Annotated in this window: 11 protein-coding genes; 7 read left to right on the top strand and 4 right to left on the bottom strand. The window is 69.1% G+C overall.

Features of this window, described 5'->3' with window-relative positions; translation table 11 throughout:
- Positions 1-64: 64 nt before the first annotated feature.
- The gene (locus tag ACOCEP_RS25265; RefSeq protein ID WP_482331460.1) at positions 65-1246 is read right to left on the bottom strand and encodes an MFS transporter; all 1182 of its coding nucleotides are present in this window, start codon (positions 1244-1246) and stop codon (positions 65-67) included.
- Between the two features lie 647 nt (positions 1247-1893).
- Positions 1894-2907 carry a heme o synthase gene (locus ACOCEP_RS25260; RefSeq protein WP_482331459.1) on the bottom strand — a complete coding sequence of 338 codons (1014 nt, stop codon included), beginning with the start codon at positions 2905-2907 and terminating at the stop codon, positions 1894-1896.
- Between the two features lie 298 nt (positions 2908-3205).
- Between ACOCEP_RS25260 and tkt the strand changes: the two genes are divergently transcribed.
- From tkt to ACOCEP_RS25225, 7 genes are all read left to right on the top strand, one after another.
- Complete coding sequence (gene tkt / locus ACOCEP_RS25255; protein WP_482331458.1) at positions 3206-5308, top strand: transketolase; 2103 nt, start codon at positions 3206-3208, stop codon at positions 5306-5308.
- Positions 5309-5318: 10 nt separating this feature from the next.
- Positions 5319-6431, top strand: coding sequence for a transaldolase (tal, locus tag ACOCEP_RS25250; RefSeq protein ID WP_482331457.1), 1113 nt, complete (start codon positions 5319-5321; stop codon positions 6429-6431).
- A gap of 8 nt (positions 6432-6439) precedes the next feature.
- Positions 6440-8059: a glucose-6-phosphate isomerase gene (locus ACOCEP_RS25245; protein ID WP_482331456.1), complete on the top strand. Its 1620-nt coding sequence runs from the start codon at positions 6440-6442 to the stop codon at positions 8057-8059.
- Positions 8056-9585, top strand: coding sequence for a glucose-6-phosphate dehydrogenase (zwf, locus tag ACOCEP_RS25240; RefSeq protein ID WP_063270998.1), 1530 nt, complete (start codon positions 8056-8058; stop codon positions 9583-9585). The genes ACOCEP_RS25245 and zwf overlap by 4 nt, the downstream gene beginning before the upstream one ends.
- Positions 9582-10583, top strand: coding sequence for a glucose-6-phosphate dehydrogenase assembly protein OpcA (gene opcA / locus ACOCEP_RS25235; protein ID WP_482331455.1), 1002 nt, complete (start codon positions 9582-9584; stop codon positions 10581-10583). Before zwf ends, opcA begins: the two co-directional genes overlap by 4 nt.
- Positions 10580-11335, top strand: a complete 756-nt coding sequence (gene pgl, locus ACOCEP_RS25230; protein ID WP_125674957.1) for a 6-phosphogluconolactonase — start codon at positions 10580-10582, stop codon at positions 11333-11335. The genes opcA and pgl overlap by 4 nt, the downstream gene beginning before the upstream one ends.
- Before the next feature lie 581 nt (positions 11336-11916).
- Positions 11917-13119, top strand: a complete 1203-nt coding sequence (locus ACOCEP_RS25225) for a sensor histidine kinase (RefSeq protein WP_400943168.1) — start codon at positions 11917-11919, stop codon at positions 13117-13119.
- A 154-nt stretch (positions 13120-13273) separates the two neighbouring features.
- Here the strand turns inward: ACOCEP_RS25225 and ACOCEP_RS25220 are convergent, their stop codons facing one another.
- Together ACOCEP_RS25220 and secG are read right to left on the bottom strand one after the other, a co-directional pair.
- Positions 13274-13615 carry an RNA polymerase-binding protein RbpA gene (locus tag ACOCEP_RS25220; protein ID WP_034311760.1) on the bottom strand — a complete coding sequence of 114 codons (342 nt, stop codon included), beginning with the start codon at positions 13613-13615 and terminating at the stop codon, positions 13274-13276.
- A 65-nt stretch (positions 13616-13680) separates the two neighbouring features.
- Positions 13681-13911, bottom strand: a complete 231-nt coding sequence (gene secG / locus ACOCEP_RS25215; protein ID WP_016333144.1) for a preprotein translocase subunit SecG — start codon at positions 13909-13911, stop codon at positions 13681-13683.
- Positions 13912-13958 lie beyond the last annotated feature (47 nt).

The following is a 13958-nucleotide window of genomic DNA, read 5'->3' as shown; positions in this document are numbered from 1 at the left end:
AAGCAGCCTGCTTTCGAGAGGTGGGACAGGGGCCGAACGAAGTACAACGGCGCCCTCCATCATCTCATTCCCGCACTTTCACCCGGACCAGGAGGAAGGCCGCGAGGGACAGCCCCGTGGCGACGCTCGCCCACACGACGTTCTCGTGGAGCAGCGCGGCGAAGGTGGCCACGACACCCGCGATGGACTGCGCGACGAACCCGCACAGCGCGACGGCGTACGCGCCGTGCCCAGGCACCTCGCTCACGGCGACGGCCATGCTGCTCGGAAAGAGCGCGGCCTGACCGAAGGTGGTCCCGCAGTAGAGCGCGACGAACGTCACGAAAGCGGCCGTGAGCGGAATCGCGGGCACGAGCCACAAGACGATCGTCAGCAGGCCGGCGCCGGTCATGACCAGCGCTCCCGCGCGCATCAGCCACGGCGAGCCCTTGCGCCCGGCCAGCCGATTCACCAGCAGCGCTCCGGCGAAGTACGCCAGCCCGAACAAGAGCCCGAGGCCGCCGTACTGGTCCGCGCTCAGCCCGAAGTGCTGCTGGAAGACGAACGGCGCGACCTCCTGGAGGAGCACGATCGTCGCGAAACCGAGCCCCGCGGCGATCGTCGGCCGCAGGAACGCCGGGACGGTGAGGATCCGGAGGTAGATGCGGACCATGCCGGTCTTCTCGGATCGGCCCTTGCCGATCGGAATCGTCAGCGTGCCCAGGACGCACAACACGCCCGCTGCCGTCAGCACCACGAACCCGCCCTGCCACCCGCCGATCAGCCCGCCGGCGAACTGTCCGCCGCCGAGTGCGGTGACGAACGCGATGGACAACACCGAAAGGCGTTTCGCGAGCGCGTCACCGTCGCCGAGGTCGCGCACGACGATACGGGCGACGATGGCCGCGCCTCCGGCACCGATCCCTTGCAGGGAACGGAGAACGAGCAGCCACGCCGGGGAGGCGTTCACGATCAGGACCGCGCTGGACGCGACGAAGAGGCCGAGTGCCGCCAGCATCGCCGCCCGCCGCCCGAGCCGATCGGCCGCCCGGCCCCACAGCACCACCGGGGCCGCCGCACCGACGACGAACAGCGACACCGAGAGCGCCGCGAAGCTGCGCGACACGGCGAAGTCGCGCTCGATCATCGGGAGGGAGGGGAGGTAGATCGTCGTCGCCATCTGGGCCGTGAAGACGATCAGGCAGGCGACCGCCATGGTCGCGCGGCCGGCCCGGACGGTGGCCGGACGCTCGGTCGTACTCGTCACTCCGCCGGACGGTACCGACGGGTAACCCGGGTGGGCAACGCGCGCCAGCAGGTGGGAAGCCGGGCTGGGGCAGGCCTCTTGGTCACGCGTCTCGTGAGTGGTGAGGACGTTGGGGCACCGCACTCACGTGATCGAAGGGGAACTCCCCGAATGCCGCCTTCAATCACGCGAGTCACGTCCCTGATCACGCGAGTTACGCCTGCGCTCACCCCCGCGCCTGGGTGTCCAGTCCGTGAAGGCCTCCTTGAGGGACTCTGGGTCCCTCAAGGAGGCCTTCACGGACTTCGGACCAGTGGTTACAGAGGACACGGTTGGCTCTGACCCGAATCGCCACTCACGAGACGCGCCCCCTACGCCACTGTCACACTCGCTCGCCCCAAGTACGTGAAGGCCCCCTTCATTGCGCTAGACGCAGTGAAGGGGGCCTTCACGTACTTGGGAAGGTGTGAAGGTCGAGTTTCCTCGGCTGAGCCGAGAGAAGGGCCCCTTCACGCGCATCCGCTGTAACTGCTGGGGCTGGTGGTGCCGTAGAGCCGCGGGTGGCGATCGTGCAGTTCGTGAACGCGCACCACACCCAGCCCCGACACGCGTGAAGGCCCCCTTCCCTCGGCTGAGCCGAGGGAAGGGGGCCTTCACGCGCTACAAGATCAGAAGGGCAACCCGATGGCCGGCAGCCCGATCGCCGAGTCCACCGCCAGCGCGACGAACACGATCATCAGGTACGTGTTCGACCGGTGGAACAGCGACATCGGCTTGGTCTCCTCGCCGCGCCGCACCGCCGCGTTCAGGCTGTGCGCGTAGAAGAGGAACCAGCCGCCCGCCAGGATGGCGAACGTCGTGTAGATCCAGCTCGTCACCGGGACCAGCAGCAGCGTCCACGCGACCATTACCCACGAGTAGATGACGATCTGCCGCGCCACGTGCTGCGGAGTGGCGACCACCGGCAGCATCGGGACACCGGCGCGCTCGTAGTCCTCGCGGTACTTCATGCCCAGCGCCCAGGTGTGCGGCGGGGTCCAGAAGAAGATGACGCCGAACATCACGAACGCGGGCCACTCGACGGTGCCGGTGACGGCGGCCCAGCCGATGACGACCGGCATGCAGCCCGCCGCGCCGCCCCAGACCACGTTCTGTGACGTACGCCGCTTCAGCACCAGCGTGTAGACGAAGATGTAGAAGAGGATCGTCACGATCGCGAGGATCGCCGAGAGCAGGTTCACCGTGAAATAGAGCACGGCGAACGACAGGACACCGAGCACGAGACCGAAGATCAGCGCGCCGCGCCGGGGAACGGATTCCTTCACCAGCGGCCGGCGCTTCGTGCGGTTCATCACCTTGTCGATGTCCGCGTCGATGACGCAGTTCAAGGCGTTGGCGCTGCCGGCGGCCATGGTGCCGCCCACGAGCGTCGCGAGCACCAGCCACGGCGACGGGATTTCCCGGCCTGCCAGGAACATCGCAGGAATCGTGGTGACCAGGAGGAGCTCGATCACCCTGGGCTTCGCGAGGGCGGCGTACGCGCCGACGACCTGGCGGATCGTTCGCCGGCCACCGTGCGGTCCGTGCCCATGGCTCGGGCCCGCAAGCGACCCTCGCGCACCGGTCGGATGTACGGCGCTGGTGCTGTCACTGCGTCCGTGCGCAGCGTTCACCAACGACATTTCACTCCCTGCGTCAGTTTTCGGGGCGGGGCCCACCAGGCTTCCGGGTGATGTGGCGGCCCCGGATCCCGTGTACTGAACCCTTCCCCGATGTTAGACGTGCTGTTTCCAGAGGGTGATCGCGGGTCCTCGACCGGCCGAACCATTAGGCTGGCCGCGGTAGCTCGCGGCGTACCTCTGCGAACGGCCCGGACCAGGAATATCGTCCCTTCCGGATCGATTGAGATTAGTAGCGGTACACGTGGGTTACCCACGAGGGAAGAGAAGCCACAACCTGATGACGGGGAGTTCGAGTTCAGTGTCCGAAACCGCCTCTACCAGCGAGAAGAACCCACTCCTCCGGCGCAACGTGCCCGCCGACTGGACCGAGAACGACACGCGGGCCGTCGACACCGTGCGGGTGCTCGCCGCGGACGCGGTCGAGAACTGCGGCAGCGGTCACCCCGGCACCGCGATGAGCCTGGCGCCGCTCGCGTACACGCTCTTCCAGCGGACGCTGCGTCATGACCCGGCCGACCCCGAGTGGCCCGCCCGTGACCGCTTCATCCTCTCCGCCGGTCACTCGAGCCTCACCCTCTACATCCAGCTGTATCTCGCCGGGTTCGGCCTGGAGCTGGAAGACCTGAAGCAGCTGCGCAAGTGGGACTCGAAGACCCCGGGTCACCCGGAGTACCGCCACACCAAGGGCGTCGAGACCACCACCGGCCCGCTCGGCCAGGGCCTGGCCAACGCGGTCGGCATGGCGATGGCGGCCCGCCGCGAGCGCGGCCTGCTGGACCCGGACGCCCCGCAGGGCGAGAGCATCTTCGACCACTACGTCTACGTGATCGCTTCCGACGGTGACATCGAAGAGGGCGTCACCGCCGAGGCCTCGTCGATCGCCGGCCGCCAGGAGCTGGGCAACCTGATCGTCTTCTGGGACGACAACGAGATCTCGATCGAGGACGACACCAAGATCGCGCTGTCCGAGGACGTCGTGAAGCGCTACGAGGCCTACGGGTGGCACACCCAGGTCGTCGAGGGTGGCGAGGACGTCGTCGCGATCGAAGAGGCCATCAAGGCCGCGAAGGCCGAGACCGAGCGCCCGTCGTTCATCGCGCTGAAGACCGTCATCGGGTACCCGGCGCCGAAAAAGATGGGCACCGGCAAGGCCCACGGCGCCGCGCTCGGCGCCGAAGAGGTCGCCGCGGTCAAGGAGATCCTCGGCTTCGACCCGGAGCAGAGCTTCCAGGTCGACGACGAGGTCATCGCGCACACCCGCCAGGCCGTCGACCGCGGCAAGACCGCCCGCGCCGAATGGCAGGAGAAGTTCGAGGCGTGGGGCGCCGCCAACCCGGAGCGCAAGAAGATCGCGGACCGGATGGCCACCCGCTCGCTGCCCGAGGGCTTCGCGGACAACCTGCCGACGTGGGAGCCGGACGCCAAGGGCATCGCGACCCGCAAGGCCTCCGGTGAGGTGCTCAACGCCCTCGCCGACCCGCTTCCCGAGCTGTGGGGCGGTTCCGCGGACCTCGCGGAGAGCAACAACACCACCATGAAGGGGGCCGACTCGTTCGGCCCGGAGAAGGCTTCCACCGACATGTGGAAGACCAGCCCGTACGGCCGGACGCTGCACTTCGGCATCCGCGAGCACGCGATGGGCTCGATCCTCAACGGCATCGCGCTGCACGGCGGCACCCGCCCCTACGGCGCGACGTTCCTGATCTTCTCCGACTACATGCGCCCGCCCGTCCGGCTGGCCGCGCTGATGAAGGCGCCGGTCACCTACGTGTGGACGCACGACTCGATCGGCCTGGGCGAGGACGGCCCCACCCACCAGCCGATCGAGCAGCTCTCCTCGCTGCGCGCGATCCCCGGCCTCAACGTCGTCCGCCCGGCGGACGCCAACGAGACCGCGTACGCGTGGAAGGCCGTCCTGGAGGACGTCCACCACCCGTCGGGTCTCGCGCTCACCCGGCAGAACGTGCCGGTGCTGGAGGGCACCAGCGCCGAGGGCGTCAAGCGGGGCGGTTACGTCCTCGCCGAGGCGTCCAACGGCAGCCCCGAGGTCGTGCTGATCGCGACCGGCTCCGAGGTCCAGCTGGCCGTCGAAGCCCGCAAGACCCTCGAAGCCGACGGCATCCCGGCGAGCGTCGTCTCGATGCCGTGTGTCGAGTGGTTCGACGCGCAGGACCAGTCCTACAAGGACTCGGTCATCCCGCCGTCGGTCAAGGCACGCGTCTCCGTCGAAGCCGGTATCGCCCAGTCGTGGCACCGCTTCACCGGTGACGCCGGGGTGAACGTTTCGATCGAGCACTTCGGTGCGTCGGCCGACGCCGCCACACTGTTCCGTGAGTTCGGTTTCACCGCGGAGGCAGTCGTCGAGGCCGCCCGTCGCTCGATCGCCAACACCAAGAACTGAAGGGGAAAGCATGAGCAACGACAAGCTCGCGCAGCTGTCCGAGGCCGGGGTGTCGATCTGGCTGGACGACCTGTCCCGTGAGCGCCTGAACACCGGCAACCTCGCCGAACTGATCCGCGACAAGCACGTCGTCGGCGTGACGACCAACCCGACGATCTTCGCCAACGCGATGTCGAAGGGCGAGGCGTACGACGAGCAGACCAAGGAGCTCGCCGCCCGCGGCGCCGACGTCGAGGCCACCATCCGTGAGCTGACCACCACCGACGTGCGCAACGCCGCGGACCTGTTCCGCGACGTCTACACCGCCACGAACGGGGTCGACGGCCGGGTGTCCATCGAGGTGGACCCGCGGCTGGCCAAGGACTCCGACAAGACGGTGGCCGAGGCGCAGGACCTGTGGAAGACCGTGGACCGGCCGAACGTGCTGATCAAGATCCCGGCCACCGAAGAGGGTCTCCCCGCGATCACCAAGACCCTGGCCGAGGGCATCAGCGTCAACGTCACGCTGATCTTCTCGGTCGAGCGGTACCGGGCGGTCATCGAGGCCTACTTCGCCGGTCTGGAGCAGGCGAAGGCCAACGGCCACGACCTCAAGGGCATCCACTCGGTCGCGTCGTTCTTCGTGTCCCGTGTGGACACCGAGATCGACAAGCGCCTCGACGCGATCGGCACCGACGCGGCCACCGCCCTGCGCGGTGAGGCCGCCATCGCCAACGCGCGGCTCGCGTACGCGGCGTTCGAGGAGCTCTTCGCTTCGGACCGCTGGAAGGCGCTCGCCGAGGCGGGTGCGAACCCGCAGCGTCCGCTGTGGGCCTCCACCGGCGTGAAGGACCCGCAGTACTCCGACACCCGCTACGTGGACCAGCTCGTCGTCAAGGACACGGTCAACACGATGCCGGAGAAGACCCTCGACGCCGCGGGCGACCACGCCGAGATCACCGGCGACACGGTGACCGGCAAGGGCCCCGACGCGCAGGTCGTCTTCGACAAGCTGCGTGTGGTCGGCATCGACATCGACGACGTGTTCAAGGTCCTCGAGGACGAGGGCGTCGAGAAGTTCGAGAAGTCGTGGACCGAGCTTCTCGAGACCGTCACCGGGCAGCTGGAAAAGGCGAAGGACTGATCTGGACCATGGCAGGGGAAACGACCGGCGTCGAAATCGTCGACGCCGCCCTGGCCGGCGAAGCCGCTCCGTTCGCGGAGCGGCTCGTCGCCGACCAGGTCGCATCGAAACTGGCGTCCCAGGACGCCACACTGTGGGGTCCCGAAGCCGAGTCCGAAGCGTCGATCCGTCTCTCGTGGACGACGCTGCACAAGTCCTCGCGGCCGTTGATCGGCGAGATCGAGGCACTGCGGACCGACCTGCGTTCCGAGGGCGTCGACCGCGTCGTCCTCGCGGGCATGGGCGGTTCGTCGCTGGCCCCCGAGGTCATCACCGCGACCGACGGCGTCCCGCTGACGGTCCTCGACACCACCGACCCCGGTCAGGTCGCCGACGCGCTCGCCGGTGACCTGGAGCGGACGGTCATCGTCGTGTCGTCGAAATCCGGCGGCACCGTCGAGACCGACAGCCACCGGCGGATCTTCGCGAAGGCCTTCGCCGACGCGGGCATCGACGCGGCCCGGCGGATCGTGGTCGTCACCGACCCCGGCTCGCCGTTCGCGGAACTGTCCGAAAAGGAGGGTTACCGCAAGGTCTTCCTCGCCGACCCGAACGTCGGCGGCCGCTACTCGGCGCTGACCGCGTTCGGGCTCGTCCCGGCCGGTCTCGCCGGCGCGGACGTCGCCCGCCTGCTCGACCAGGCCGCTTCGGTGGCCGACGAGCTGGCCGCCGACTCCGTCGACAACCCCGCGGTCAAGCTCGCGGCGGCTTGGGGCGCGGCGCACGAAAAGGGCGCCGAGAAGGTCGTCATCGCGGACACGGGATCGGGCATCAAGGGCTTCGCCGACTGGGCGGAGCAGCTCATCGCCGAGTCCACCGGCAAGCAGGGCACCGGTCTCCTGCCGGTCGCCGTCGAGGGTCCGGACTCCCCCGGTTTCGCCGACGCCAAGGGCGACGCCACCCCGGTGGCCGTGGGCCAGGCGGAAGGCGCGGCGAAGATCGCCGTGACCGGCTCGCTCGGCGCGCAGTTCCTGCTGTGGGAGTTCGCCACCGCGCTCGCCGGACGGCTGCTCGGGATCAACCCGTTCGACCAGCCCGACGTCGAAGCCGCCAAGAAGGCCGCGCGTTCGCTGCTCGACAACCCGGACAAGCTCAAGGGCGGCGAAGAGCCGTCCACTGTGGACGGCGCGGTCGAGGTGTTCGGCTCGGAAGGCGTCGTCACGGACGGGAAGCTCGCGGACATCCTGCGGGCTTTCTTCGATTCCGCGCCCGAAACCGGCTACATCGCGGTGCAGGCGTACCTCGACCGGCTCGACGACGCGTCGACGGCGGTCCTGCGCGGCGAGATCGCCAAGCGGACCGGACGGCAGACCACCTTCGGGTGGGGGCCGCGGTTCCTGCACTCGACCGGGCAGTACCACAAGGGCGGGCACCAGAACGGTGTCTTCCTGCAGATCACCGGCGCCGTCGAGGACGATCTCGACGTCCCGGACCGGCCGTACACGCTCGGTGTCCTGCAGCACGCGCAGGCGCTGGGTGACGGCCAGGTGCTCGCCGAGCACGGCCGTCCGGTGCTGCGCCTGCACCTCACCGACCGGGCCGCCGGCCTGGCCGAACTGGTCCGCGCGGTACAGGAGGCCGGCGAGTGACACGAGCCTGGAACAACCCGCTGCGCGACCCGCGCGACAAGCGGCTGCCGCGGATCGCCGGGCCGTCCAGCCTGGTGATCTTCGGTGTCACCGGTGACCTCGCCCGCAAGAAACTGATGCCGGCGATCTACGACCTCGCCCACCGCGGTCTGCTGCCCGCCGGGTTCTCCCTCGTCGGGTTCGCCCGGCGGGACTGGGAGCACCAGGACTTCGGCGAGCTCGTGCACGACTCGGTCAAGGAGCACGCGCGGACGCCGTTCAAGGAGTCGGTGTGGAACCGGCTCGCCGAAGGCATCCGGTTCGTCCAGGGCACCTTCGACGACGACGACGCCTTCGACAGGCTCGCTCAGACGGTCAAGGACCTCGACGCCGAGCGTGGCACCGGCGGCAACACCGCGTTCTACCTGTCGATCCCGCCGAGCGCGTTCCCGGTGGTGACCAAGCAGCTCGCCCGCTCCGGCCTCGCCGAGGCGAGCGAGGACACCTGGCGCCGCGTCGTCATCGAGAAGCCGTTCGGCCGCGATCTCAAGAGCGCCAAGGAACTCAACGAGATCGTGAACGACGTCTTCCCCGAGGAGTCGGTGTTCCGCATCGACCACTACCTCGGCAAGGAGACGGTGCAGAACCTGCTGGCGCTGCGCTTCGCGAACCAGCTGTTCGAGCCGATCTGGAACGCCAACTACGTCGACCACGTGCAGATCACCATGGCCGAGGACATCGGTCTCGGCGGCCGCGCGGGGTACTACGACGGCATCGGCGCCGCACGCGACGTCATCCAGAACCACCTGTTGCAGCTCCTCGCGCTGACCGCGATGGAGGAGCCGGTCTCGTTCGCCCCGCGCGCGCTCCGAGCGGAGAAGGTCAAGGTGCTCTCGGCGACCAAGCCGCTGGCGCCGTTCGACGAGACCACCGCGCGCGGGCAGTACGCGGGCGGCTGGCAGGGCGGTATGAAGGTGCCGGGCCTGCTGCAGGAAGGCGGTTTCGCGAAGGACTCGACCACCGAGACCTACGCCGCGGTGACGCTGGAGGTGCAGAACCGCCGCTGGGCGGGCGTGCCGTTCTACCTGCGCACCGGCAAGCGGCTGGGCCGCCGGGTCACCGAGATCGCCGTGGTGTTCAAGCGGGCGCCGCATCTGCCGTTCGACTCGACCTCGACCGAGGAACTGGGCCAGAACGCGCTGGTGATCCGGGTGCAGCCCGACGAGGGCATCACGCTGCGGTTCGGGTCGAAGGTGCCGGGGACCACGATGGAGGTCCGCGACGTCACGATGGACTTCGGGTACGGGCACGCCTTCACCGAGTCGTCCCCGGAGGCCTACGAGCGGCTCATCCTGGACGTGCTGCTCGGCGAGCCGTCGCTGTTCCCGGTGAACGAAGAGGTCGAGCTGTCCTGGGAGATCCTGGACCCGATCCTCGACCACTGGGCCAAGAAGGGCGCGCCCGAGGCGTACCCGCCCGGTTCGTGGGGACCGCCGTCCGCGGACGAAATGCTGGAGCGTACCGGCCGGAACTGGAGGCGTCCGTGATCATCGACCTGCCGTCGACCACGACGTCGCAGCTGAACAAGAAACTCGTCGAGATCCGCGAACAGGGCGGGCAGGTCGCGCTCGGCCGCGTGCTGACGCTGGTCATAGTGGCCGACGACGACGACAAACTCGAAGAGGCGATCGAAGCCGCCAACGAGGCCAGCCGGGAACACCCCTCGCGGGTGATCGTGGTGGCCAAGGGCGCGCGGACCGCGGCGCCGCGGATCGACGGCCAGATCCGGGTCGGCGGCGACGCCGGCGCGAGCGAGGTCATCGTCCTGCGGCTCTACGGCCCGCTCGCCGCGCAGGGGCAGAGCGCGGTCGTGCCGCTACTGCTGCCGGACGCTCCGATCGTCACCTGGTGGCCGGGCACCGGTCCGAAGGCTCCGGCCAAGGACCCGCTCGGTGAGCTGGCCCAGCGCCGGATCACCGACTCGGCGGCGGAAAAGGCGCCCATAAGGGCACTCACCACACGGGCGAAGTCCTATGTGGAGGGTGACACCGACCTGGCGTGGACCCGGCTGACCCGGTGGCGCGCGCAGCTGGTGTCCGCTTTGGACCTCCCGCCGTACGAGAAGGTCACCGGCGCGACCGTGACCGGCGAGGCCGACTCGCCGTCGACCGAACTGCTCGCCGGCTGGCTGGCCGAGTACCTCAAGGTGCCGGTGAAGCGGGTCAAGAGCAGCGGTGCCGCGGGCATCATCTCGGTCACGCTGGACCGGCGCTCCGGCCCGGTGGAACTGCACCGGCCGGACGGGCGGGTCGGCATGCTGACCCAGCCGGGCCAGCCGACGCGCCGGATCGCCCTGCAGCGGCGGGACAACAAGGACTGCCTGATCGAGGAGCTGCGGCGGCTCGACCCGGACGAGGTCTACGAGGCTTCGCTGAACGGCCTCGGCAAGATCTCGTCGGGCACCGCGAAGCCCGCTCCGGCGAAGAAGGCGGCTCCAGCGGCGAAGAAGGCTCCGGCCGCCAAGACCGCGAAGAGCGCCTCATGAGCAAGACCGAGGTCGTCGTCTACGAGAACCCGGACCTCCTGGCCGCCGCCGCGGCGGCCAGGCTGGTCACCCGGATCGTCGACGTCCAGGCCGCCAAGGGCTCCGCTTCGGTGGTGCTCACCGGCGGCGGCACCGGGATCGCGATCCTGCGGGAACTGCGCGACTCCAGTGCCCGCGACGCCATCGACTGGTCGCGTCTGGACCTCTACTGGGGAGACGAGCGCTTCGTCCCGGCGGATTCGGACGACCGCAACGAGAAGCAGGCCCGCGAGGCGCTGCTCGACCACGTCCCGCTCGACCCGAAGCGGGTGCACGCCATGGCACCCTCCGACGGCGAGTTCGGGGACGACGTCGACGCGGCGGCCGCAGCCTACGCGGAGGTCCTGGCGGCCAACGACGCGGCGTTCGACATCATGCTGCTGGGCCTCGGCGGGGAGGGGCACACCGCCTCGATCTTCCCGGACAGCCCGGCGGTGCACGAGAAGGAACGCTCGGTCGTCGCGGTGCGGGACTGCCCGAAGCCGCCGCCGACCCGGATCTCGCTGACCCTGCCCGCGATCCGTCGCGCGCAGGACATCTGGCTGGTCACCGGCGGCGACGCCAAGGCGGACGCCGTCGCGCAGGCGCTGGCCGGTGCGGGCGAGGTCGAGATTCCGGTCGCCGGGGCACGCGGCTCACGTCGCACGCTCTGGCTGCTGGACCGAGGCTCCGCCTCGAAACTCACGAAGGTCTACCAGCCCCCTACGGGCTGACGTTTCGCGCGTGAAGGCCCCCTTCCCTCGGCTGAGCCGAGGGAAGGGGGCCTTCACGCGCATCCGGCCAACGTGTTCCAAGGCGTAACTCGCGAGTTACGCCTCTGATCACGCGAGTTACGCCTCCAGACACGCGAGTTACGCCTTGGGTCACGACCCGTCCGGCGGCCGCGGCGGTGACACCCTCATGGCGGAAGTCCGTGAAGGCCTCCTTCCCTACGCTGAAGGTAGTGAAGGAGGCCTTCACGGACTTCGCGCGGCAGGGTCACCGCGCGGCCACGAAACGTGACATAGATCAACTTCCGACGGCTTTCGCATCAGAGAGGACTTGTTCGCGCGTCGAAACGATCAACGGACCACCGAGCCCGGGTGGTCCGGTGTGGATTCGACCGACCGAACGTTCATGCACTTGTCCGCAGAACGGACAGTGACCACCCAGTCGCTAGCCCGACTGGGGGAAACTTACCGCCCTTGTACATCCACCCGTTAGCATCCGCACATTTGTTCGTTCCTGCGCGTCCCGATCGGGCGAAGAACACGTCTCACCATTCAAGTCCACAAGACGAGTGAGGTCGCCAGCGATGAGCACAGAGGGTCTCTCGATGCCAGGTATCTCGGTGGGCGGCTCCGGAGCGGACGCCGCCGACCGGATGCGCCGTGCCGCCGGGGTCATGTCGTTCGCCAAGATCAAACGCCCGGCGCTGGTCGCGCTGGGCATCGACACGCTCGCGATCTTCCTGGCCGCGCTCGACGTGTGGCTGGTGATCCCCGAGAAGGCCCAGCCGTACTCGATCTACCTGTCCGGTGCCGCGTGCCTCGGCCTCGCCTTCCGGCGCAAGCTGCCGTTCCTCGCGGTGATCGTCACCGTCCCCGGGTTCCTGGCGGGCTGGTCGCAGCTGGCCGCGATGATCGCGCTCGGCTTCCTCGCCACCCGCAAACAGATGCACTGGCAGACCTGGACCGGGTTCGCGCTCGTCTTCACCTGCCGGTTCGTGCAGTGGCCGCTGGCCGACTTCGTCGAGCTCAGCTGGCGCGAGCACGTCCTGGACGGCATCTACGGCGTCATCGTCGCCGGCATGCCGGTGGCCATCGGCCTGCTCATCGGAGCGCGAACCGAGATCTCGCAGAAGCTGTCGGAACTCGCCGCCAGCCGCGACCGCGAACGCCGCTTCCACGCCGACGCCGTCCGCGCGGAGGAGCGCGCCCGCCTCGCGCGGGAGATGCACGACGTCGTCTCGCACCAGATCACGCTGATCGCGATGCAGGCCGGCGCGCTGCAGGCGCAGACCACCGACGCCCGCTCGCTCGAAACCGCGCAGGTCATCCGGAAGCTGAGCACCAAGACACTCGAAGAGCTGCGTTCACTCGTGAGCGTGCTCCGCTCGGGCTCCGAGGACGACGGGCCCCGGCCGGGGATCAACGAACTCGACCGGCTGATCCGCGGCTCGGACGTCCCGGTGCACCTCACCGTCGAGCGGATCCCCGACCTGCTGCCCAGCCAGGTTTCGGCGGCGGCCTACCGGACCGTGCAGGAATGCCTGACCAACGTGCACAAGCACGCACCGGGCGCCACCGCGACCATCCGGATCCAGGGCGAGCACGGTTCGCTCAAGGTCGAAATACGCAACGAGCGCGCCCGGACCCCCGGTTCGGCCCTGCCCTCGGGAGGGCACGGGCTGACCGGGCTGGCCGAACGCGCTCGACTGCTGGGTGGGAGCTTCGAAACCGCCGACACCGAGGACGGCGGGTTCCGGGTGCGTGCCCGGTACCCGCTCGACCGGTGAGCGGCCGGTGGCCGGCGGAGCCGCGCTGAACGCGCCCGGCCGCAGGCCTCGCGATCCCGGCGGCAGGGCACACTCACCGCCTGGCGCCGACCTGCCGGACGGGCGCCCTGGCGACGGGATCGCGGACGCGGGCTCAGCCCTGGAATAGCAGCTGCTAGATCTCCCGGCGCTGGCGCAACCGCTCCAGCGCCTCGGCGAGAATGGCCTCGCCGTCGGCGTCGGAACGCCGTTCCTTCACGTAGGCGAGGTGAGTCTTGTAAGGCTCGGTCCGCGGCGCGGCAGGAGGGTTCTTCTCGTCCTGCCCACCGGGGAGCCCGCAACGCGGGCAGTCCCACTCGTCGGGAATCTCGGCGTCCATCGAGAACGAGGGCTGCGCCTCGTGCCCGTTGGCGCACCAGTAGGAAATGCGGCGCCTCGGCGCCGACTCACCCCGTTCCGATTCGCCCGAAGGACCGGCACCCACACGGGTGCCCCGAATCGCGTTACCGCCAACCATGAATCCTCACACCTATAGGGATCGGCGGCGCGCCCCCCATAGGCACGCCGAAACACCTGGATCGATCAGACCTTGAGCAGGAGCCCGAGGCCGATGATGCTGATCAGCCACACCGCGCCCAGCAGCAGCGTGATCCGGTCGAGGTTCTTCTCGGCCACGCTCGAGCCGGAGAGGCTCGACTGCATACCGCCACCGAACAGCGAAGACAGACCGCCACCACGGCCGCGGTGCAGCAACACGGCGACCACCAGCAGCACGCTGGAGGCGATCAACAGGATTTGCAGGAACAGCTTCATGTCATCCTCTGCGCTCTTGGAGAATGCAGGAAAACGGTGTGCCACCA

The organism is Amycolatopsis sp. CA-211722, assembly GCF_056828465.1.
Note: the sequence above shows the minus strand (reverse complement) of the source record. Positions and strands in the feature narration are given on the sequence as shown.

Excerpts from the sequence above, each read along its gene's own strand:
- ACOCEP_RS25220 (WP_034311760.1), bottom strand. The coding sequence starts at position 13,615 with ATGGTTGGCGGTAACGCGATTCGGGGCACCCGTGTGGGTGCCGGTCCT.
- ACOCEP_RS25225 (WP_400943168.1), top strand. The coding sequence starts at position 11,917 with ATGAGCACAGAGGGTCTCTCGATGCCAGGTATCTCGGTGGGCGGCTCC.
- tal (WP_482331457.1), top strand. The coding sequence starts at position 5,319 with ATGAGCAACGACAAGCTCGCGCAGCTGTCCGAGGCCGGGGTGTCGATC.
- ACOCEP_RS25260 (WP_482331459.1), bottom strand. The coding sequence starts at position 2,907 with ATGTCGTTGGTGAACGCTGCGCACGGACGCAGTGACAGCACCAGCGCC.
- ACOCEP_RS25245 (WP_482331456.1), top strand. The coding sequence starts at position 6,440 with ATGGCAGGGGAAACGACCGGCGTCGAAATCGTCGACGCCGCCCTGGCC.
- pgl (WP_125674957.1), top strand. The coding sequence starts at position 10,580 with ATGAGCAAGACCGAGGTCGTCGTCTACGAGAACCCGGACCTCCTGGCC.
- secG (WP_016333144.1), bottom strand. The coding sequence starts at position 13,911 with ATGAAGCTGTTCCTGCAAATCCTGTTGATCGCCTCCAGCGTGCTGCTG.